Genomic DNA, 21613 nt, shown 5'->3' with positions numbered 1-21613 from the left:
ACCATCCAAATTTAAAGTTTTGTCAACATATTGATATTAAAAATATTTTTATAAAAAATAAATTATAAAATACAAAAAAAACATAATAATAACGTTATTGGTTAGTCTAATTTAAGCTAAAATCAAATAAATCATATTATGATTGACACAGTTCTTCGAAATCTTCATGATTATAGGACTTGAACCCTACACTTTTATTTCACGGTATACAGCGTAATGAACAATACGATTTGGTTTATGGAAGGTTTATCATCACAACGCGATATAATTCAAAGTGTTAAAGACTTTGCAAAACAGCAACAACAAGATATTGTCGTGCTTGCTTCTCATCGCCATACTCGAAATGAGATTTTATCGCTTGCTGATGGTGCTTTTTATGAGCCTCAAGATGAGTCATTACGTTTAAACTTTATTGCCGATATCGTCAAAAAGTATCAAGTTCGCGTTATTCATACAGGCCGTAATAGCGCATGGTTTGAATCTCATCGTCATGAAATTGAATCATTAGGGGTAAAATTAACCACAGGTGCAACTGAACTGAAACAGCTTCAGTTAGCGGATGATAAAGTCGCATTTGCACAAGCTATGGAACAATGCGGTCTTCCTGTTGTGCCTTCTATTTACATTGATTCAATCATTGAATTAGAAAAACAAATTAAAAATCCACCTTTTGGTGAGATCCCTTTATGCATTAAGCCAGTAAAAGGCATTTATGGAATGGGTTTTTGGCGCTTTGATAATCAAGTTTCGCCTATGGCACTGTTTAATCACCCAGAAAATCGCCAAGTTAATCCACAACAATATGTTGATGCATTAAAAACGGTTGAACACTTTGAGCCATTAGTGCTCATGCCTTATTTGCCTGGCCCAGAATACTCTGTTGATATGGTTGTTGAACAAGGCAATGTCATTGCTGGCGTCGCTCGTCGCAAAGAGGGAGCAATCCAGCATCTAGAAACTTCAGGTGAAGCCTATCAATTAGGCAAAGCCTGCGCCACAGCCATGAAAGCAGATGGTCTTGTTAATGTGCAAACTCGAAATAACCATCAAGGCCGTCCATTATTACTTGAAATTAATATGCGCCCTTCGGGTGGCATTGGTTATACCAAACATTGCGGTATCCACCTTGCTGGTATTTTTGCTTTACGCCAATTGGGATTGATGAGTATTGAAGAAGCTCAAGCTCAAAATAGCCATTTTGCACCAACAAAAATACGCTCAATCACCGATTCTATTGTTTTCAATTCAGCGTTAACAAACTTAATCAGTACGGATAATAATTAATAATGAAAAATAGCATGAGTGACTCTTTAGTTTATCGTCGCCAACTTAGTTGTGGCACATTGAGCGTGACACCAAATTGCCCTATTGAGTTACTTGATGAATTATTTGATATTGCAGAAAGACGCAATCCTAAGCGTGCATTTTTATTTGTCAGTAAGGTATTAGGTCGTCATATTCCAGTTTCACCGAAAAAAATGCGTGAAACCTACCAAAAACTTGCCAAGCAATTTCCACCTTCACTCGAAGGCCCTATTTTGTTTATTGGTATGGCAGAAACCGCCGTAGGTTTAGGAGCTGGTATTTTTGATGAGGTGAGAAGCCGCTATCAACAAGCGATTTATTTAACATCAACACGTCATCCTGTTGATCAAGGTGAATTGCTATGTGAGTTTAAAGAAAATCACAGCCATGCGACCGATCACTTACTCTATTTGCCTAAAACAGCAGAGCAACGCCAGTGGGTACAACAAGCAAGAACTGTTGTATTAATTGATGATGAAGCCACTACGGGTAATACCTTTATTAACCTGCTTTCAGCACTACGTGAAGAAGGTGGATTAACGCATGTTCAGCAGGTTATCGCTGTAACCTTAACTGATTGGAGTGGTGATTCTATTGCTGAGCGCTCCCCATTACCGATTAAGACTCTCTCTTTAGTTCAAGGTGAATGGCTATGGGACGCCGATCCAAACGCGCCTTTACCTGTTATGCCTAATGTTAATATTACTGCATCAGGGCAAGTTGCGATCACTGGTAAACAGAGCTGGGGTCGATTAGGGATGACAACGCCGGCAAGTGATCTAGGCTTATCCATCAATGCTTCTTTGGGTGAAAAGATCCTTGTTTTAGGATCGGGAGAATTTGTCTGGGAACCGTTCTTACTTGCTGAACGTCTTGAAAAACAAGGTGCTATCGTAAAATATAGCTCGACAACCCGTTCACCTATTTCAACCAATTTTGCCATTCAATCAGCGATTACATTTACTGATAATTATGGTTTAGGTATTCCTAACTTCGTCTATAACGTGGCTCATCAACAATTTGATCGCATTTTGCTTTGTTGTGAAACACCAGCCGAAAGTATTGACCACCAACTGATTGAAGCCCTCAATAAAGTTGCCCCTATTATTGAGGTAATCAGTTATGACTAAGCCTGTTATTTTAACTGATCTCGACGACACCTTATTTCAAACACGTCGTAAAATGGTCGATGAGTTAGCGCTTGAACCCTATAAAACCGGGGCATTGGATAGAAGTTTAGAGCCTCGTAGCTTTATGACGCAAGAACAAGCCATGCTGGTAGATTGGATGCTAGAACATGCTGACTTAATTCCTGTTACTGCGCGTGGTACAGAGGAAATAAGCCGAGTCACAATCCCTTTTCACTCATGGGCAATTACCACACATGGTGCTGTGGTATTAACCCCTGAGGGTATAGCTGATGCCCAGTGGCAAAACCATATCACCCGAAGCTTAACGCCATATACACAACGTTTACTTACACTACAACAATCAATTACGCAATTAATGGCGGAACGACATATTGATGGCTGGGCACGAATTAACTATGAATATGGTGATTTGCCTATTTATTTAGTGATGAAGCATAACGATAGTACTCGACTAGAAGAGCTATACACCATTGGTGATGAGATAGAAAAAACATTCTCAACCGAAGGTTTTTATATTCATCGCAACAGTAACAATATTGCTTGGTTACCTGAGCCTATTGAGAAAGGCAAAGCTGTCACCTATTTGCTTAATAAATTAAAAGCAGAACGTGGCGTTTTTCCTGTTATTGGTTTAGGCGATAGCCTAAGTGATCATCGCTTTATGAAATTATGCAATTGGTATGGGCTTCCTCGCCAAAGCCAATTCGCTGATGCGATCAACACAAAAATTTTTGGAGAATAAACATGATGGATCATAAACCGTTTTCAGGATCTTATGTATCAGGTGATGTCGATTTTCTACTTCAACCCGTCAATATTGAAATGACGCCTGTTGAGTTAAAAGAAGAGCTAATACAATCAGGTAAACGCCACTATTCTGACATGCTAAGCCAAGAGCCAGAACCTACAACATGGCATCTTGATCTCTTTGAAAAAGCACTAGAAACCGGTGCGACACGCTTAGCAACTGAAGTCATTATGCTGGCAAAATCCCTTATTGAACGCTTTGGTGATACCCCGATTATTCTGACAAGCCTTGTCCGTGCGGGTGTTCCTCTAGGTGTGATGTTGCAACAAACATTGCGCAAAATGGGGAAAACCTCTTATCACTATGGAATAAGCATTATTCGAGATAGAGGTATTGATAGCGAAGCACTTTCATGGATTGAACAACATCACGGCACAGAAGGAATTGTTTTTGTTGATGGTTGGACGGGAAAAGGTGCTATTACAGGTGAGTTAATTCGCTCATTAACTGGACGCGAAGGCTACCCCCCACAGCCACGCCTTGTCGTCCTTGCAGATCCTTGTGGTTGCGCATGGTTAAGTGCCAGTGATGAAGATTGGCTTATCCCCTTTGGGATCATGGGTGCTCCCGTTTCTGGATTAATTTCACGTTCAATTTGGACAGAAAAAGGTTTTCATGGTTTTGTCGATTGCCAACATTTAAAACAATATGAATGCAGTCGATATCTTGTTGATATTGTTGGAAAAAATATTGATTACTTGATTAAAAACGATATCCCACATGCCACATTTAAAGAACAACAATCAGATTTAAAAAAGCTGAGCGAAAACGTCGTTAGTTCACTTGCAAAAAAATATGATATTTCAAATATCAATCGTATAAAACCCGGTATTGCCGAAGCCACACGCGCTGTTTTACGCCGTGTACCTGACCATGTTCTTGTGAGAGAGATAACTGATCCTGATGTGGCATTACTGGTTTATCTTGCGCAAGAAAAAAATATTGCTGTTATTGAAGCAGGGCAAGCGCTTGGTCAATATCGTGCAGTGACTATCATTAAAAAGGTGAAATAATGATTGAACGATTATCCCCATGGAATTTAGGGGCAACCCTTTATATGCCAGCAACTCGAACAGATATTGCGACAACGGTTATCGATCAGAAAATTGAAGGCTTACGCTCTTTAATTATCTGTTTAGAAGATGCGGTTAGCGATGCTGATATTCCTGTTGCATTAGAAAATTTGGCTACGTTATTAACTAAGTTGGCAGAGCATAAAAAGAACCATGATTGTAGCCATTGGCCTTTGCTATTTATTCGCCCTCGCCACACGGAAATGGGTCGATGGATCACAGAAACACTTGATGTCAGTGCTATTGACGGTCTTGTGCTGCCTAAATTTACTCAAGCTTGTTTACCTATTTGGTGGAATATTATTGAGAATACGCATTTATGTATGATGCCAACTCTTGAAACCGAAGAGGTGTTTGATGTTATTCAAATGACAGAGCTTGCAAACCACCTACTGACTCACCCTTGTCATAACAGAATTATCGCATTACGTATTGGTGGTAATGACTTAATGAATGTGATTTCGCTAAGACGTAATCGCCAGTTAACACTTTATGATGGCCCAATGGGTTATGTCATAAAAATGCTAGTTGCTGTATTTGGTGCTCGTCAGTTTGCACTTACAGCCCCCGTTTGTGAGCATATTGATGATCACCATATTATGGATAAAGAGCTTGCTCTTGATATTGCCAATGGTCTTGTGGGTAAAACGGCGATACATCCAAAGCAAATTCACAAGATTGAACAAGCTCTCATGGTATCTCAATCAGATCACTCAGATGCTTTACGCATCTTAAATTCAACGCAAGCTGTCTTTAAATCACAAGGTGCGATGTGTGAACCTGCAACACATCGTCGCTGGGCATTGAGTATTTTAACCAGAGCTAAAATTTATGGCATTATTCCTAACCAACAAAATAATGCTCAACGTTTTAATGCAACATAAAATACTCTATAGCAGGTGATGAACTCAATAAGATAAAATAATTATCTTATCTTGATTTTGATTTATAAGTTTCTAGTTAAAACATGTTATCTTTAGCTAGAACTTATAAAAACAAAACCGACTTTTTATTTAAAAAGTCATTTTTTTCATTTGAAATATTATTTTATACTACATTTAATAGGACGCTTATTTTATTTATAATTTTAATGTTTCTGATACTTGTAAATAATGTATAAGAACAAGAATAATAAAATTTAAAGCTGAATATTTTAACACACGAATGACAGAATAAGTGGTAACTAAGCATGCAATTAAGCACTCGTCAGGTCAGAGTCTTTACACTGGCAATCCTTTTAAGCTCGGGAAAAAAGGTTCCAACCATTAAGATTATTTCTGCTCTTGAATGCTCGGAGCCAACGTTAACTCGCGTCTTAAAAGAGATAAGAGATTCTTATGACGCTGAAATAAAGTACAGTAAAGCGTCTCGAGCTTATCAAATGACCGAGCGTGGTCAACTTGATAATAAAGCATTACGCCGTATGCGTGAGGCACTATCAGCCAGTGAAGATCTTCGCCATAATGGAATGACAAGCCGAGTTTATCTCGATAAAGATAAGAAAAAATCGGTTTCACTTTCATTAAAAATGTCAGCATTACGCAAAATTGATAGATTATCTTATTTAAATAATTCCACACGCAGCGAAGCGGTTGAATTATTGGTTGACCATTATATTGAAAATTTAATTCAATCAACACTTGCTGAATTAGCTGAAAAAGAAAAAGATGGTTTAAAAAAATCATAATATATATTAATAAATAACTTGATACATTAGTATCAAGTTATTTATATAATCAACAAAGAATTAAATACATAAAATCACTTATTCAATAATAATATATTTAATAAATTGTAGCTTTACTTTTAATTATTTTAAAAACCAAATTAACACAAACATAATTAATTGAATTTACTTATTTTTTTATTTAATTACTTGATGTTATATAAATAAAGAGTATTTATACCTACTCTTTATTAGCTCTTCTTTTTACATCACTCCAATTAAGAGTAATCAATAAAAACATCTTTGATAATAAATGCCCGTCAACCACTCAAAATAAGGGTGAATATGGGTTAATTTCTCTTTTATTTTACTTTTTATGCGATCTTCTTTCAGATTAATAATATTGGACAATCATCACTGCGTTTTTTTCCTAATTTAATTAAACTAAGCATAATCTCAATTCAACACGTTCATCAGTCGGTTAGTATATTAACCGCTTATTCCTACCTCACTAACAGGATAAATGCATGAGAAGATTGCCAGTTTACCTTTTACTTGATACATCGGGTTCTATGTATGGCGAACCTATTGCAGCAGTAAAGAATGGCGTTGAAATGCTCTTATCAACATTACGCCAAGATCCTTACGCATTAGAAACCGCCTATATTTCTATCATCACCTTTAATTCAACCGCACAACAAATTGTTCCACTCACTGATTTAATTAACTTTAGCGTGCCTGATTTAGTCGCAAGTGGAACTACGGCATTAGGTGAGGCACTCACATTAGTTTCTGATCGAATTGAAAATGAAGTGCAAAAAACAACTGCTGAAACTAAAGGTGATTGGCGCCCGCTTGTTTTTGTAATGACTGATGGCGCACCAACTGACGATTGGAAAAAAGGCGTTGAGAAATTTAAAGCTGCCCGTACTGGTGTTGTGATTGCCTGCGCAGCAGGACAATCTGCACAAACGGATGTACTAAAAAATATTACTGAGATTGTATTACGGCTAGATACGGCGGATTCTAACACGATAAAGTCATTCTTTAAGTGGGTTTCAGCCAGTATTTCTGTCGGTAGTCAAAAAGTCGATTTAACCAAGAAAGATATTAGTGATCTTGATGACTTACCACCACCTCCTCCTGAGGTTAACGTTGTACTTTAAATAAAAAAGGAATGAATATGTCAGTGAGTTTAAAAAAAGGACAAGGCGTTAGTTTAAAGAAAAATGAATATGACCTTTCCTCTGTCACTATCGGTTTAGGTTGGGATATTAACGAAGAGAAACGTGGATTTTTGGGCGGACTTTTTGGTAAGAAAAGTGAAGAATACGATTTAGATGTTATCGCCTTTTTATGTGGTGAAAACGGCAAGGTCAATGATCTGGGTAAAATTGAAGGCGGACAACCTTCTCTTGTTAATGGTGATATTATTTTCTTTAATAGCCTTAAACATAAATCTGGACAGATTTGGTTAACAGGTGATAACCGTACAGGCGCTGGTGATGGAGATGATGAACAGATCATCGCAAAATTAAATACCCTAGATCCTAAATTTACCAAAATCGTCTTTATTGTTCAGATTTACAATGGGCGTGAGCTACAACAACACTTTGGTAAAGTACAGAATGCCTTTATCCGCGCCGTTGATGCCAAAAATGTAGAAATGGCTCGTTTTGATTTATCAGGAGGCGAAGCCTTCAATAATCAACGCTCGATGTTATTTGCTGAATTAGTCAGAGAAGAAAATGGCTGGAAACTTAACGCTATTGGTGAGCCTTCAAGTTCAGATAGTTTTGTTTCTTACTTAAAGGACTTTACCTAATGAGAAGACTTCCTGTTTACCTACTTATTGATACATCAGGATCAATGAGAGGTGAATCTATTCATGCCGTTAACGTAGGAATACAAACAATGCTAAATGCATTGAGACAAGATCCCTACGCATTAGAAAGCGTACATATCTCTATTATCACTTATGATAATGAAGCACGTGAGTTTATTCCCTTAACGGCATTAGAAGATTTCCAGTTCACTGATATTACCGTTCCTAGCTCTGGTGGCACATTTACTGGTGCGGCTCTTGAATGTTTAATCAAGTGTGTTGATCGTGATATTAAACGCTCTGATGGTGATCAAAAAGGTGACTGGCGTCCGCTGGTCTTCTTAATGACAGATGGTACCCCTTCTGATACTTACGCTTATGGTGAAGCCATTAAAGAAGTGAAAAAACGCTCATTTGGTTCGATCATCGCCTGTGCAGTTGGTCCAAAAGCCAAACATGATCACCTTAAAGAGCTCACATCTCAAGTGGTAGCATTAGAAACATTAGACTCCAACGCCTTCTCAGGCTTTTTCAAATGGGTCTCTGCGAGTGTAGCATCCGGTAGTTCCAGTGCAGGCATTAATACTGATAAAGATACACTACCGCCACCGCCGCCTGAAATTCAGTTGGTACTGTGATCCACAAAAGCAAAGCGCTAAAACAGGCTTTGCTTTTATTTTATTTAGGCTTTGGTTTATCCATCACAAATATATAACAGCCACTATAAAGTGATAAGGTATAACAATGAGAAGGCTACCTATTTTCTTTGTTTTAGATTGCTCAGAATCGATGATAGGTGAAAACCTAAAAAAGATGAATGACGGTCTTACGACTATTATTAGCGATCTCAGACGAGATCCTCACGCTCTTGAAACTGCTTGGGTTTCTGTCATTGCCTTTGCTGGCGTTGCGAAAACCATTGTTCCACTCACTGAAGTTGTCTCTTTTTATCCCCCTCAGCTTCCTCTTGGTGGTGGCACATCACTAGGCAGTGCGTTACGAGAACTTACTCACCAAATTGATACTCAAGTTAGAAAAACCACGCTTGAGCAAAAAGGTGATTGGAAACCTGTTGTTTACCTCCTTACTGACGGCAGACCAACTGATGATTACGCACAAGAAATTAAACGCTGGAAAGCCCACTACGCTAATAAAGTTAACTTAATTGCGATTGGATTAGGCTTAAGTGCTGACTTACACGCGCTATCACAATTAACTGAAAATGTGCTGTTATTTACTGAAGCACAAGAAGGCGATTTCACCCGTTTTATAAAATGGATAACGATGTCGGTGGTTTCTCACAGTCGCAGTGTTGGCGAAGAAACACCTCCCCTTTTAAGCAAAACCGAACAAATTGTTCGCCTTGCCAAAGATGATGTAGCTCGTGCCTATGATGAATCTTGTGTCACATTTGTCGGCCGTTGTAGCCACACTCGATCGCCTTATTTAATGAAATATGAACGCCCACCAATGAAAGCCTCTGGGCTCGATTTTAATCTAAACCTTAATGGGTTTAATTTAACGGGCTGTTACACCTTAAACGAAGATTACTTTGCATGGAGCGATCTCAGCGCTACGGCATATCAAGTGAATACCAGTGAACTTCATGGCACTCCTGGTTGCCCCTATTGTGGCAATGCCACCGCCTTTGCTGTTTGTCAATGTGGAAAATTACTCTGTGTAAATGGTCCTGAAACAGTTATTTGCCCATGGTGTGATAACAGCATCACCTTTGGAAATAACAGCAATCAATCTGACTTTGATGTCACTCGAGGTAAAGGCTAATGGATAAAAAAGCCCTACTCACAAAACTGATTATTGATGATACGCTAACTTCACAACGCATTCCTGTACATGAAGAGCTGATTATTGCGTTATACGAAGACACAGAAATCGCTCAACATATTGATTTTATTATTGATAAAATAAAAGCAACAACGGCAAAAAAAATAACACCACAAGATAAAGTACAATCTATTCTTCTGTTATTGCCACCAGCCCGCAATTTAACCTCTGACGAAGCATCATTACCAAAAGAAAGCCCATTAAAACCGGGGCAAATCCCAACACACTCATCACCAATGCCAATAGAAAAACCGATTATTCACCGCCCTACAGCCAAAATTACCCTTTCTAATGCCAAAGTAGGTAGCGAATTTAATTCTTCGATTAATATTGAATTAGATACGCTTGATACTGCACAAATTGAGTCCGTGAATATTCAGGAAGATCTCGGCATAACCTTTGATGCCGAAAGTTGTTGCTTAGTTGGCACACCAACAAAAAGTGGTAATTTCACACTAACCATAAACTGGTCTGTAAATTCAGCGCATTACCACAATGATGTATTATTAATCATTAATCCTGATCCTCGTAGCTTATGGCAAATTAACGAACCTCCTGCAGATAGCCTTTATCCTAAAGCACATATTGATAGCAAACTTATTCTTAAAGACGACATTCGTATTGCAGGAGCAAGTCGTCGCGGTCGCTCTCATGAACATGCAGGTACATTTCGTGATGACGATTTTTACATTCATCACAATAGCCAAAGCCAATGGAATATTTTAATTGTCGCTGACGGTGCAGGTAGTGCTCGCTACTCTCGTGAAGGTTCACGTATTGTCACTAAAGTTGTCAGTGAATACCTTGAAGAACAATTGAACATTGAAAAAAATCCAGCATTAGCACCTTATCTCAACACCATTCACCAATGGGATGATGAGAGTGAGAAAAGGCAAGTAGGCAACTTTTTTTCTAAGCTATTTCACAATGCGTCACAGCTTGCAATTAATCACCTAAAAAATGAAGCTATTCGCATTAATGAACCCGTAAAATCATTTTCAACTACACTGTTGGCAACAGTGACTCTACGTATCAATGATGAGCTATTTGCAGCTGCCTTTTGGATGGGTGATGGTGCAATTGCAGCTTATGGACCAGCTGGAAAAGTCCGTGTTTTAGGTATTCCTGATAGCGGTGAATATGCAGGACAAACTCGTTTTCTTGATGATAATGCGCTTAATGATATTGAATTTAATCGACGTATTATTATTGGTAAATGGAGTGAGATTTCACACCTGATATTAATGACAGACGGTGTGTCTGATCCTAAGTTTGAAACAGATAACGGCTTACAAGATCCCAATAAATGGGCAGCGCTTATTGATGAAATATCGCCTTGTTTAGCCTCACCGGAAACCGCTGATCAAACACTGGCCGAATGGCTAAATTTCTTTTCAGCAGGCAATCACGATGACCGCACTCTAATTGTGGCTTGGTGATCATCAAAGAGAAAATAGGTGAGTTTCATGGCAGATATCATTACCTGTACAACGCAAAGTGGAAAAACAGTTCAGTACGTCAATGAAATTATTGGCTCTGGCTCAATGAAAGATGTCTATTTTTCCCCTGACAAAACCTATGTTGTTGCCTTTTATAAGACAAAACAAAACGCACAAGCCAAAGATAGGATAGATATGATAACAGGCTCTTATCGTCATAATATCTTTGAGCAAAGTGGTGGTGAATACTGGAAAAACCTTTTTTGCTGGCCAACTGATGTTGTTGAACATCAAGGCAAAATCGGTATTGTAGTGCCGACGTATCAATCCCACTTCTTCTTTAAATATGGCTCTAAAAACAATGATTTTCTTGCCATAAAAGGTCGTGAAAAAGAAGGTAAATGGTTTGCAAGCGCCAACAACCAAAATAAATTTCTCGATCCTAGGGAAAGAGGCAATTTATTAAATTATCTAAAAGTCTGTTTATTGCTCTCTCGTGCAGTACGCAGAATGCATGCGGCAGGCTTATGTCATAGCGATTTAAGCTATAAAAACGTCCTTATCGATCCTGAGCAAGGTCATGCATGTGTGATTGACATTGACGGTTTAGTAGTGCCTGGAAAATATCCACCTGATGTTGTCGGAACACCTGATTTTATTGCACCAGAAGTGGTAAAAACCAGCCATTTACCGAAAGAAGATCCTAACCGTATCTTGCCAAGTATCACGACTGATAGACACGCCCTTGCGGTATTAATCTATATGTATCTATTTTATCGCCATCCATTACGTGGCGGTAAAATTCACGATCTTGACGATGAAATGCGTGATGAAACTCTCTCTATGGGTGAAAAAGCGCTGTTTATTGAACACCCAACAGATCGTAGCAATGTGGTAAAACTTAATCAGATAAAACCGTCATCTCTACCTTGGGCTGATCCTGAAAAAATCCCATACACTATTATGGGGCCTTACCTGACGCCTCTTTTTGAAAGAGCCTTTATTTCAGGATTACACGAACCTTCACAACGACCTACCGCAGATGAATGGGAAACTGCTTTAGTCAAAACGGTAGATTTGGTTCAGCCTTGTCAGAATAAAGATTGTGAACAGCAATGGTATGTTTTTTCTGGAAAAACCCAGCCAGTTTGTCCTTATTGTCATACGCCATATAAAGGGCAATTACCGATTTTAAATCTCTATTCTTCACGTAAAGCTGGTAGTTTTAGACCTGATGATCACCGTTTAATGGTTTGGAGTAATCAATCACTATTTCCTTGGCATGTGAATCGCCTTATTGCCCCCAATGAACGCACCACGGATGAACAAAAAAAACGCGTAGGTTATTTTGTTTATCACAATTCAACATGGTGGCTTGTTAATGAGCGTATTGATGGATTAATGGTATTGCCGGAGAAAAAACAGATAGCGATTGGTGATAAAATTGCCCTAACTGATGGATTGCAATTTGTATTATCAACAGAAGAAGGCGGGCGACTTGTTGTGGTGCAATTAGTCTCAAATTAATAAAGTAAGAGAATAATCCATTTAATTAATAAAGGGTTATTCTCTTTTATTGATTTAATTCCCAACTTATTTATATATATTATTCTACAGACTCCAGTTTAATCTAATAATCATTTTTATTTCTAAGCCTTCATTTAGTTAAGAAAAACTGTGCAATTTATCAAATTCTCACCTTTTATTTGATATCAACACAAAATCACATTTTCAGCATAAAACCCCTCAATGCTTCTCTAACGTTCAATATTGGATATCAAGATCTCAGTTTATTAAGCCCCGTTATTTACAATACCCCACAGTGATAATTGGAGGCATGAATGAAAACTAAAAATAAAATCAATGTTCTAGAACTTATTTCGCCAGAGATGAAGCAAGTTATGCAATTTTATGCAGATAATCCACAACCTGCGCCAGACAATGAGGGCTATCCATCGATGCGCCTTGCTTATAATAAAGATAGGCGTTATTGGAATGCTGACGCACCAAAAATGTTTGACGTAAAAGATATTTCGGTTAGTACTTCTTATGGGAATGTATTAACGCGTCTTTATAATCCCAAAGAAAAAACACCCGCAACTCTCTATTATCTGCATGGTGGCGGGTTTATTTTAGGAAATTTAGATACCCACGATCGCATTATGCGACTGCTTGCCTGCTATACCGGTTGTACCGTTATTGGCATAGATTATTCACTGTCACCGGAAGCTCGCTATCCCCAAGCCATTGATGAATCCGCACAGGTTTGTCGGTATTATCATCAAAATGCAAAACACTACGATATTAATACTCAACATATTGGTTTTGCTGGTGACTCAGCTGGTGCCATGTTATCGCTTGCCACTGTATTATGGTTACGTGACAAACACATTCACTGTGGCAAAGTGAGTGCGGCTTTACTTTGGTATGGGTTATATGGCTTACGTGATTCCACCAGTCGCCGCCTTTATGGTGGTGAATGGGATGGATTGCGCCAGCAAGATTTAGAAGAATATGACAATGCGTATTTAACCGCCCTTGGCAGTCGTGACGCACCTTATTATTGCTTATTTAATAACGACTTAACGCAAGATATTCCACCTTGCTTTATCGCCAGCGCACAATACGACCCACTTATAGATGATAGCGTGGCACTATTTAAAACCTTAGAAGCGCATCAATTACCTTGTGAATATAAAATGTATTCCGGCACATTACATGCCTTTTTACATTATTCACGTATGATGAAAGTGGCAGATGACGCCATTCGAGATGGCGCTCACTATTTTGTAAAACAACTCGCTTTGTAAAACAATTGGCTTTATAAACAAGTAGCTTTTTAAAACTCAAGATTACGAAGAAACCGATAATCCGCAGACGCCTCTTTAAGTCGATACAGACTAGCGGGGCGCCCTCTTTCAGCCCGTTTTTCTCCTGTATCAATCAATAAATCCGCTTGTTCAATGCGTCGCCTAAATGATTTTTTCTGGATCTCTTTACCAATTAAAATTTCATGAACATGCTGTAACTCCGGCAAGGTAAACACTTCGGGTAATGCAAATCCGGGTACAATTGAATAAAGTGATTTTTGCTTTAAACGCTCTCTTGCTTGTGTAATTAATTCTTGATGATCAAAAGCTAAGCTTTGTTGTGTAACCTCATCAATCGGTAACCACATTACCGAATCCACGGTATCAATATGAGCCTCGCACGCTTGATGTGCCATTAACGCGGTATAACAAACCGTCACTGACCAACCTCTTGCATCACGCTGATCATTTCCCACTGAACAGAGTTGCTCAATATAAGGGGGGATCACACCTGTTTTCTCTTTTAATTTTCTTAGCACCGTATCTTCAAGGCATTTATCTTGGACTTCATCGACAAATCCACCGGGTAAACCCCATTTTCCTTTTTCAGGATGTTCCCCTCTTTTCACTAACAACACTTTTAACTGCTCTTCATGATAAGTAAATAGTACAGCATCAACAGTGATCAGTGGTGATAGGAAATCACGGCGGTTATAACTGGCTAAAAAATCTTGTTCATTCATGGCGTAAACTTTATTAGGAAATGATAAGGCTATTTTAAGGTTAAACAGCAGAAAATCAAATTTTGTCATAAAGACACTAAATTAGTTGACAACAATAGTGTCCATAAGACACAATGCAATTATTGTCATAAAGACACTTAATAAGGAAATACTATGTTTAACTTAAATTATTTTAAAGCTGACTCATCAACCTTCATCATTAAATCCGTTAATGGCAAAATCCGCCAACAAGGTAAAGGCTTGAGTTTTTGGTATAACTCAGCCACAACCTCCATTGCGGCCTTACCTTTAAATGCACAAGAAGCGCCATTTATTTTTAACTTTCAAACCGCAGACTTTCAGGGTTTACGCATCCAAGGACAAATTTCATTTCAGGTCAAAGCCCCTGAAAAAGCGGCAGAAGTGCTCAACTTTAACTTGAGTAAAAACGGCAAGTCTTATGCCTCTGAAGATCCACTCAAACTCAGTGATCGCGTTGTACGTATTGCACAAACCTTAATTCAAGCAAAGATCCAAAGTACCCCACTTAGAGAAGCGTTATTACTTAGCCAATCATTAGTGACTTTAGTGATGGAACAATTGATTGAACACTCATCATTAGAAGCATTAGGCATTGCCATTTTAGATGTTTCTATTGCGGCAATCACTCCCTCACCAGAAACCTTAAAAGCGCTAGAAGCCGAGGCAAGAGAATCCTTACTGAAAGAAGCCGATGATGCAATTTATGCGCGTCGTAAATTCTCAGTTGAACAAGAGCGCACCATTAAAGAAGCAGAATTAGAAACTGACTTATCCGTTCAACGTAAACGACAAGAAATTGAAGAGGCGCGTTTAGAAAACGAACGAACATTATTACGAGAACAAGCAGAAATTGAAAAAGAGCGCCTTGAAGCCAAAGTTAATGCTGAAGCAAAACGCAAAGAACTCGTCGCATTAAGTGCTGAAAACCAACGAACACAATCAGAAGCTGACGCCTATGCCATCGAAGCCACCATGCGTGCTTACCGTGAATTGCCAGTTGAAAACTTAAAAGCCATGGCGCTAGCAAAAATGGACTCGCAACAGTTAATGGCAATGGCATTTGAAACCTTAGCGCTTAATTCAGGGAAAATAGGCGAACTGAATATTACTCCTGACTTATTTAGCCAATTTATGAAAAAAGGCGGTAAATAATGCAACGTAACAACGATTTTCGCTTCGTGTTAGTGATGAGAAAAAGCCGTTTACAGGAATTGATCGAGCGCTTTAATACTTGGTCACAAGCCAAGTTTTATTTAGAACATAACAATGTTGAGGTAAAGGATTACCTCAACGAACACAATCTATATCAAAAACAATTAACAGAAGCGGAGTTAATTTTAAAATCACTAGGACGCTTTCAGCTATTAGAACGAAATTTATTACCTAGCTATCAATTTTCACCCCACGATATTGTGGTGGTAATTGGCCAAGACGGGCTTGTAGCTAATACACTGAAATATCTCAACGGGCAGCCTATCATCGCAATAAACCCAGATCCATCAAGATGGGATGGTAAATTATTACCCTTTGAAATAGGGCAATTAAAAGAGACCGTGATTAATACCATTAATCAAAAAATGCCCTTTAAAACAGTCACTTTCGCACAAGCGACAACTAATGATGGTCAATCACTATTAGCCGTTAATGACTTATTTATTGGCCCTAAAAGTCACACCTCTGCACGGTATATTTTGCAATGGAGTGGCGCTCAAGAAGCACAATCCTCATCAGGCATCATTGTATCTACAGGATTGGGATCAACGGGGTGGTTTCAATCCATACTTGCAGGTGCAATGGCAATAACTGGAGAAGCTTCGCACCCTCTGTTACAAGGTTTTGACTGGGGTGTTCGAAAGCTACAATTTAGTGTCAGAGAGCCATTTCCTAGCAGAACAACAGGTGTCGCATTAACTTTTGGCACTATTGAGCCTGACTCACCGTTACAATTAGAATCTTTAATGCCAGAAAATGGGGTTATTTTTTCTGATGGCATCGAAGATGACTATTTACAGTTTAATGCAGGCTGCATAGCGCATATTGGTATCGCTGATATACAAGGACAATTAATTAGCCAAAAAGGACGTCAGCGGATTTAGATTTATTGAGTGTTGTGTAACACTGTTTCAAGTCCTGAAATCATTACATCAAGGACAAATAAAAACGCAGCATCACCATTATCACTATCCATAATTGCAACGGCTTGAGTTAATAATGGCGGATAGTGAATAGCATTGAGCTCTGTTTTTTCACGCTCTTTTTGGCTTTCTTGATGCTCTTGAGTTTCAAGAACTGAACCTAATGTAAAATGTGCAATAGAACTCAACGCATACACGGCTTGAGATAAACTAAATCCGGCATCACATAAAAACTGTAATTGCTGTTCTGATGTTTCAAATTGGCTTTCAGACGGGCGAGTTCCTGCATGAATTTTGCCACCATCTCGATACATTAATAAGGCTTGGCGAAAGCTTTTTGCGTTATTTCGCAAAAAATCCTGCCATGTTTCATTAGGTAATGGCAAAACATGATGATGATGTTTTTGCAAAATAGTTTCTGCTAATGCATCTAACAACGCACGTTTATTCTTCACATGCCAATACAATGTGGGTTGTTCTACCCCTATTTTTTGCGCTAACTTGCGCGTTGTTAGGCCCTCAATTCCCACTTCATTAAGCAAAATCAACGCATTATCAATAACTTGTTCTTTATCTAGCTTTGCCATTATCTACCTCAAAATAAAATAGCCTTGACAATCTATCACTGATAGAGATATTTTACACCCACTCTATCACTGATAGAGATATTTTACACCCACTCTATCACTGATAGATTTTTTAGGATCTCAATGAATAAATCAATTATTATTATACTGCTGATCACCGTATTAGATGCCATTGGCATTGGGCTTATCATGCCAGTACTCCCTACGCTATTAAATGAATTTGTCAGTGAAAATTCGCTCGCGACCCATTACGGTGTGCTATTAGCGCTCTATGCTACCATGCAGGTTATTTTTGCACCTATTTTAGGACGACTATCTGATAAATACGGCAGAAAACCTATCTTGCTATTCTCCCTTTTAGGTGCAGCGTTCGATTACCTCTTAATGGCATTCTCAACGACTCTTTGGATGCTCTACATTGGGCGTATTATTGCAGGCATCACTGGTGCAACCGGTGCTGTATGTGCATCAGCCATGAGTGATGTGACTCCTACCAAAAATCGAACTCGCTATTTTGGTTTTTTAGGTGGTGCTTTCGGTGTTGGTCTTATTATTGGTCCAATGTTAGGAGGATTATTAGGTGAAATAACTACCCATACTCCATTTATATTTGCGGCTATTTCACACTCGATCTTATTGATACTCGCATTACTGTTTTTTTATGAAACACAAAAAAGAGAAACGCGAGTTACAAATACATGCACTCAAATATCATCAAACTCAATCACGGGATTTATTAAAAAAAGCCTCTATTTTTGGCTGGTAGCCTATTTTATCATCCAACTTATCGGTCAAATTCCTGCCACAATTTGGGTGTTATTTACACAACACCGTTTTGATTGGAATACGACATCGGTCGGTATGTCTTTGGCTGTTCTGGGTATATTACATATTTTCTTTCAAGCCGTTGTTGCTGGAAAATTAGCGCAGAAATGGGGCGAAAAAGCCACTATAATGATCAGTATGTCTATTGATATGATGGGCTGTTTATTATTAGCGTGGATTGGTCAAGTTTGGGTAATATTACCTGCATTAATCTGCTTGGCGGCAGGAGGAATGGGACAACCTGCTTTACAAGGCTATTTATCAAAATCTGTCGATAATAATGCACAAGGGAAACTGCAAGGCACGCTTGTCAGTTTAACCAATATCACAGGGATTATTGGCCCACTCTTATTTGCCTTTATTTATAGCTATAGCATCGCTTATTGGGATGGTTTGTTATGGTTGATGGGAGCAATATTTTATACTTTGTTGCTTATCACTGCTTATTTTCACCAAAGAAAAGCAGCACCTAAAACCGTTATCTCAGCACCTTAATACTAAAATAACAAACATCATTAATTTAGCTATTAACTTTATTAAAAAATTCTATTTTTAGTTAATAATCTATCTTCATTATAAATACTATAATTTGTATAGGATTGCATAATAGAGTATTTTGATTACATAATTATCTTATGATGATTATTTTTAACTACACCCCAAGTAATGACACAAATAATTTATTATTTTTTTACTTTTCATTTACATTATTTTATCGTTAAATCAATAAAAACAAAATAATATTTTTATTGATTTAGTTTTATTCAAATAAGAATTATTTGTAAAAACCATTATATATTGTTTTAGATCAATATAGACCAGTCTTTTTTAGATGGGCAATAAAAAAAGTTCTAATTTTTTTATTCCTATTCTGTAATTTTTCGTATAAACCACCAAAACAAATCCAGAAAAGACACATTTCATTTAATTATTTCTTAATAAATAAACATATTAGTATAAAAAAGTGTATAAATGTAAAAAAATGTTTTTTTATATAACACTAACTAGTTATTAACATATAAAATTTCTTATTTGATCATCGAAGAAAACTCTCATTTAGAGTAAAAATACGCAAACTTAGTTAAAATACACTTATGAATTGTTTTTTCAGCATAAAACCCTATGAGATTAATCCTATCCAATTTAATATTTTTATTCGTAAAATTGTCCTTAAATCAAGTTTGTAAATAAACAAGTAATCAAAGAAAGAATGAATATTCTGGCTTTTGATTCATAATTTCTTTTGCATATTAATTAATAGATATAAAGAAAATAGATATTCACAAACTTCAAAATATGGTCCATTAGAAAAATATGTTTTATTTAAAATGAGTATATTTAAAGTTTATTTTAAATAAGCATTTAACTAATAGACAATCAAATACCTAAATAACTGAATGCTGTTATTTAAAAATATTATGCTGTGAAAATAATCAATAAAGGATACTTCAATATGAAAAAACTGACATTAGCAGTTCTTGCAGTTGCTATTATGGGTGCAACGACTCTTGCTCAAGCTGATACTCGTAAAGCAAGTGCTGTTGCTTCATGGGATGCTAAAGCATACAAAGATACTAAAAGTATGTTAGTGGTTACACCATTAAAATCATTAACATTCAATTACGCTGAAGGTGTTAAAGCGTTTAATACTCAAGACGGTGCTTTTGACATCACTATCCAAGGTCAACAAGGTGCAACTGATTTCAAACTGACATCAAAAATCATCTCTGACAAATTAACGCGTGCATCTGACGATAGCGAATTAACTGTTGGTGTTAAATGGAATGGCACTGCATTAACTGACACTACAGAAACCACAATGGTTGATGTTAAAGCGGGTACAACGGCAGGTCTTGATTTCTTAGCACAAGATGGTGCTTACAACGGTAAAGATCGTGTAAGTGGCCAAAGCCAATTTGCCTTCAATATCGCTTCCGCAAAAGTTGCTGGTGCTGAAACTAAATTCTCTGAATTAGCAGATGGTTACTGGGATGGCGACGTTAAAGTTCAGTTTACTGCAACTTGGGAAGGCGACTTCACTGCTACACCATAGTCTATGATCCAAAAAATTGTCTTTTAATAATAAAGGATGAGCGAATTTTTCGCTCTTCCTTCTAGGATCCATGATGAAAAAAATAATATTAGCCTGTTTGAGTCCTTTGATTTTTTATAGCCAATTCGCAGCAGCCATTCATGTCGGTGCTATTACCGAAACTATGCTATCTGACCAAACTATTCTTGCCAAAGAAATTGAAAATAATGTCGATCAGGCTCGTTTAGTCGGATTATCTATTGAGCGCATTTCATCACCTTTGGAAGATGGAAAAGTGCTCCCTTTAGTCAATAACGAGATTTTGATCTCACCAGCAAACTTAATTTTACCCGGCAAAACTAAAGAAAGTTTTAAAATTTTCTATAAAGGCCCTAGTGATAACCAAGAACGTTACTATCGCTTAGTCTGGCGTGACGATCCGGTAACTGAAACAGGATCAACGCAAAATGCAAAAGCTGCAACGGCAACGACATCTGCCATGATAAGCACCATTTTAGTGGTTGCTCCTCGCCAAGAAAAATTTGATTACCAATTTGATAAAGAAGCGCGCGTCGTGTTTAACACCGGGAATAGTTCATTCCGCACTGTGGCCACCGGTGATTGCATGCCAGATGCTGTGACAAAAAATGAAAATAACCGCTGTAGTGAACGCTACTACGTTATGCCAGGTCTTGGCGTCAAGTTAAAACAAGTCGATGTTCAAAGTAAAAAAGCAACTGTCGGCATTTGGCATAACGACGATTTTATTATTGTAAATTAATTTTTAATTTCATAAGGATCTATTGTGCGTAAATCTGTGGTGGCACTAGGCATTGCTATGTTCCTATTGTCCGAGAATACATATAGCCAACCCGCCAATTTAAAGATAGGTAACTATATTATTCCTAGTGTCTTTGCCACAGCATTAGAAGAAGGTATGACGATCCCAGTCTATTTACGTTACAATCTTTCCGAACAATCCGTTTTAGAAGAGCAAAGCCGTAATAAAATTGCAGATGCACTGGTAGTGCTTAAAGATAATAAAATTACCATTAACTCCGTGACTCCCACACTTGATGAAGGTGAAACACAAACGGCTTCTATCAATGAACAGCTTGTTCAATCATTAAACGAACTTAAAGATAAGCCTTTTGATCAAAATAACAAGATAACGCTTTCTCCGGATGCGACACTTAATTTTGATTTAAGTACCTTTATCATGTCGTTAGATGTTAATGAGGCGGGTCTTGCCACACAAGTCAAAGCACGTTCGGAAATGTTAGGAAAATCAACTGTTGATAATCTTTCCTCCGTCACCACCTATGATTTAGGTGTCTATAACAATCAA

The 21613-nt window shown here is 37.7% G+C and carries 19 protein-coding genes and 3 pseudogenes; 20 read left to right on the top strand and 2 right to left on the bottom strand.

Going from position 1 to position 21613, the window contains the following annotated elements:
* The first annotated feature begins 216 nt into the window (after positions 1-216).
* From ABN217_RS12770 to aes, 14 genes and pseudogenes are all read left to right on the top strand, one after another.
* A complete protein-coding gene (locus ABN217_RS12770) occupies positions 217-1284 on the top strand; it encodes an ATP-grasp domain-containing protein (RefSeq protein ID WP_349459492.1) in 1068 nt (355 codons plus the stop codon).
* Between the two features lie 14 nt (positions 1285-1298).
* On the top strand, positions 1299-2435 hold the full coding sequence (locus ABN217_RS12765; protein WP_349459491.1) for a phosphoribosyltransferase domain-containing protein: 1137 nt from the start codon (positions 1299-1301) through the stop codon (positions 2433-2435).
* Entirely contained in the window at positions 2428-3198 is a 771-nt protein-coding gene (locus ABN217_RS12760; RefSeq protein WP_197269885.1) for an HAD family hydrolase, read from the top strand. The genes ABN217_RS12765 and ABN217_RS12760 overlap by 8 nt, the downstream gene beginning before the upstream one ends.
* A gap of 2 nt (positions 3199-3200) precedes the next feature.
* Positions 3201-3945, top strand: a pseudogene (locus ABN217_RS12755) (cysteine protease StiP domain-containing protein); the annotation flags it as partial.
* A 125-nt stretch (positions 3946-4070) separates the two neighbouring features.
* Positions 4071-4277: pseudogene (locus tag ABN217_RS20670) on the top strand (RNA-binding protein); the annotation flags it as partial.
* Positions 4277-5221 carry an HpcH/HpaI aldolase/citrate lyase family protein gene (locus ABN217_RS12750; RefSeq protein ID WP_115350188.1) on the top strand — a complete coding sequence of 315 codons (945 nt, stop codon included), beginning with the start codon at positions 4277-4279 and terminating at the stop codon, positions 5219-5221. The pseudogene ABN217_RS20670 and the gene ABN217_RS12750, both read left to right, overlap by 1 nt.
* 305 nt (positions 5222-5526) lie before the next feature.
* Positions 5527-6024 (top strand): tellurium resistance protein TerW, encoded by a 498-nt coding sequence (locus tag ABN217_RS12745; RefSeq protein WP_196554823.1) that lies wholly within the window; start codon positions 5527-5529, stop codon positions 6022-6024.
* 506 nt (positions 6025-6530) lie between these two features.
* On the top strand, positions 6531-7169 hold the full coding sequence (locus ABN217_RS12740; RefSeq protein ID WP_072068976.1) for a vWA domain-containing protein: 639 nt from the start codon (positions 6531-6533) through the stop codon (positions 7167-7169).
* Positions 7170-7186: 17 nt separating this feature from the next.
* Positions 7187-7828, top strand: a complete 642-nt coding sequence (locus tag ABN217_RS12735; protein WP_196554824.1) for a TerD family protein — start codon at positions 7187-7189, stop codon at positions 7826-7828.
* The gene (locus ABN217_RS12730) at positions 7828-8466 is read left to right on the top strand and encodes a vWA domain-containing protein (RefSeq protein ID WP_196554825.1); all 639 of its coding nucleotides are present in this window, start codon (positions 7828-7830) and stop codon (positions 8464-8466) included. Before ABN217_RS12735 ends, ABN217_RS12730 begins: the two co-directional genes overlap by 1 nt.
* A gap of 106 nt (positions 8467-8572) precedes the next feature.
* Complete coding sequence (locus tag ABN217_RS12725) at positions 8573-9613, top strand: TerY-C metal binding domain-containing protein (RefSeq protein ID WP_072068978.1); 1041 nt, start codon at positions 8573-8575, stop codon at positions 9611-9613.
* On the top strand, positions 9613-11112 hold the full coding sequence (locus tag ABN217_RS12720; RefSeq protein WP_349439653.1) for a PP2C family serine/threonine-protein phosphatase: 1500 nt from the start codon (positions 9613-9615) through the stop codon (positions 11110-11112). Before ABN217_RS12725 ends, ABN217_RS12720 begins: the two co-directional genes overlap by 1 nt.
* A gap of 27 nt (positions 11113-11139) precedes the next feature.
* Positions 11140-12639, top strand: a complete 1500-nt coding sequence (locus tag ABN217_RS12715) for a helix-hairpin-helix domain-containing protein (RefSeq protein WP_349439654.1) — start codon at positions 11140-11142, stop codon at positions 12637-12639.
* A 314-nt stretch (positions 12640-12953) separates the two neighbouring features.
* A complete protein-coding gene (gene aes, locus ABN217_RS12710; RefSeq protein ID WP_349459489.1) occupies positions 12954-13922 on the top strand; it encodes an acetyl esterase in 969 nt (322 codons plus the stop codon).
* Between the two features lie 29 nt (positions 13923-13951).
* Here aes and ABN217_RS12705 read toward each other — a convergent pair whose 3' ends face one another.
* Positions 13952-14665: an NUDIX hydrolase gene (locus ABN217_RS12705; protein WP_196554866.1), complete on the bottom strand. Its 714-nt coding sequence runs from the start codon at positions 14663-14665 to the stop codon at positions 13952-13954.
* Between the two features lie 153 nt (positions 14666-14818).
* On the opposite strand from ABN217_RS12705, the gene ABN217_RS12700 reads away from it, so the two are divergent.
* Together ABN217_RS12700 and ABN217_RS12695 are read left to right on the top strand one after the other, a co-directional pair.
* A complete protein-coding gene (locus tag ABN217_RS12700) occupies positions 14819-15838 on the top strand; it encodes an SPFH domain-containing protein (protein WP_109400006.1) in 1020 nt (339 codons plus the stop codon).
* Positions 15838-16782: a diacylglycerol kinase catalytic domain-containing protein gene (locus tag ABN217_RS12695; protein WP_109409162.1), complete on the top strand. Its 945-nt coding sequence runs from the start codon at positions 15838-15840 to the stop codon at positions 16780-16782. The genes ABN217_RS12700 and ABN217_RS12695 overlap by 1 nt, the downstream gene beginning before the upstream one ends.
* Positions 16783-16784: 2 nt before the next feature.
* On the opposite strand, the gene tetR(H) is transcribed toward ABN217_RS12695, so the two are convergent.
* Positions 16785-17408: a tetracycline resistance transcriptional repressor TetR(H) gene (tetR(H), locus tag ABN217_RS12690; protein ID WP_197269882.1), complete on the bottom strand. Its 624-nt coding sequence runs from the start codon at positions 17406-17408 to the stop codon at positions 16785-16787.
* Between the two features lie 123 nt (positions 17409-17531).
* On the opposite strand from tetR(H), the gene tet(H-J) reads away from it, so the two are divergent.
* The 4 genes and pseudogenes from tet(H-J) to ABN217_RS12670 all read left to right on the top strand — a co-directional run.
* Positions 17532-18728, top strand: a complete 1197-nt coding sequence (gene tet(H-J), locus ABN217_RS12685) for a Tet(H)/Tet(J) family tetracycline efflux MFS transporter (protein ID WP_349459488.1) — start codon at positions 17532-17534, stop codon at positions 18726-18728.
* Positions 18729-19686: 958 nt separating this feature from the next.
* Positions 19687-20286, top strand: a complete 600-nt coding sequence (gene ecpA, locus ABN217_RS12680) for a common pilus major fimbrillin subunit EcpA (protein WP_196554830.1) — start codon at positions 19687-19689, stop codon at positions 20284-20286.
* A gap of 73 nt (positions 20287-20359) precedes the next feature.
* Positions 20360-21046: an EcpB family pilus assembly chaperone gene (locus tag ABN217_RS12675; RefSeq protein ID WP_196554831.1), complete on the top strand. Its 687-nt coding sequence runs from the start codon at positions 20360-20362 to the stop codon at positions 21044-21046.
* A gap of 24 nt (positions 21047-21070) precedes the next feature.
* A pseudogene (locus ABN217_RS12670) lies at positions 21071-21613 on the top strand (fimbrial biogenesis outer membrane usher protein); the annotation flags it as partial.

The organism is Proteus sp. fly-1067, from assembly GCF_040139345.1.
GTDB lineage: Bacteria > Pseudomonadota > Gammaproteobacteria > Enterobacterales > Enterobacteriaceae > Proteus > Proteus vulgaris_B.
This window is presented reverse-complemented; position numbering and strand designations above follow the sequence as displayed.

What these genes read in the sequence shown, in the direction of transcription:
- ABN217_RS12720 (WP_349439653.1), top strand. Translation starts at nt 9,613, where the DNA reads ATGGATAAAAAAGCCCTACTCACAAAACTGATTATTGATGATACGCTA.
- ABN217_RS12740 (WP_072068976.1), top strand. Translation starts at nt 6,531, where the DNA reads ATGAGAAGATTGCCAGTTTACCTTTTACTTGATACATCGGGTTCTATG.
- ABN217_RS12735 (WP_196554824.1), top strand. Translation starts at nt 7,187, where the DNA reads ATGTCAGTGAGTTTAAAAAAAGGACAAGGCGTTAGTTTAAAGAAAAAT.
- ABN217_RS12745 (WP_196554823.1), top strand. Translation starts at nt 5,527, where the DNA reads ATGCAATTAAGCACTCGTCAGGTCAGAGTCTTTACACTGGCAATCCTT.
- aes (WP_349459489.1), top strand. Translation starts at nt 12,954, where the DNA reads ATGAAAACTAAAAATAAAATCAATGTTCTAGAACTTATTTCGCCAGAG.
- ABN217_RS12675 (WP_196554831.1), top strand. Translation starts at nt 20,360, where the DNA reads ATGAAAAAAATAATATTAGCCTGTTTGAGTCCTTTGATTTTTTATAGC.
- ecpA (WP_196554830.1), top strand. Translation starts at nt 19,687, where the DNA reads ATGAAAAAACTGACATTAGCAGTTCTTGCAGTTGCTATTATGGGTGCA.
- ABN217_RS12700 (WP_109400006.1), top strand. Translation starts at nt 14,819, where the DNA reads ATGTTTAACTTAAATTATTTTAAAGCTGACTCATCAACCTTCATCATT.
- ABN217_RS12770 (WP_349459492.1), top strand. Translation starts at nt 217, where the DNA reads ATGAACAATACGATTTGGTTTATGGAAGGTTTATCATCACAACGCGAT.
- ABN217_RS12725 (WP_072068978.1), top strand. Translation starts at nt 8,573, where the DNA reads ATGAGAAGGCTACCTATTTTCTTTGTTTTAGATTGCTCAGAATCGATG.
- ABN217_RS12730 (WP_196554825.1), top strand. Translation starts at nt 7,828, where the DNA reads ATGAGAAGACTTCCTGTTTACCTACTTATTGATACATCAGGATCAATG.
- ABN217_RS12765 (WP_349459491.1), top strand. Translation starts at nt 1,299, where the DNA reads ATGAGTGACTCTTTAGTTTATCGTCGCCAACTTAGTTGTGGCACATTG.
- ABN217_RS12760 (WP_197269885.1), top strand. Translation starts at nt 2,428, where the DNA reads ATGACTAAGCCTGTTATTTTAACTGATCTCGACGACACCTTATTTCAA.
- ABN217_RS12750 (WP_115350188.1), top strand. Translation starts at nt 4,277, where the DNA reads ATGATTGAACGATTATCCCCATGGAATTTAGGGGCAACCCTTTATATG.
- ABN217_RS12715 (WP_349439654.1), top strand. Translation starts at nt 11,140, where the DNA reads ATGGCAGATATCATTACCTGTACAACGCAAAGTGGAAAAACAGTTCAG.
- ABN217_RS12705 (WP_196554866.1), bottom strand. Translation starts at nt 14,665, where the DNA reads ATGAATGAACAAGATTTTTTAGCCAGTTATAACCGCCGTGATTTCCTA.
- ABN217_RS12695 (WP_109409162.1), top strand. Translation starts at nt 15,838, where the DNA reads ATGCAACGTAACAACGATTTTCGCTTCGTGTTAGTGATGAGAAAAAGC.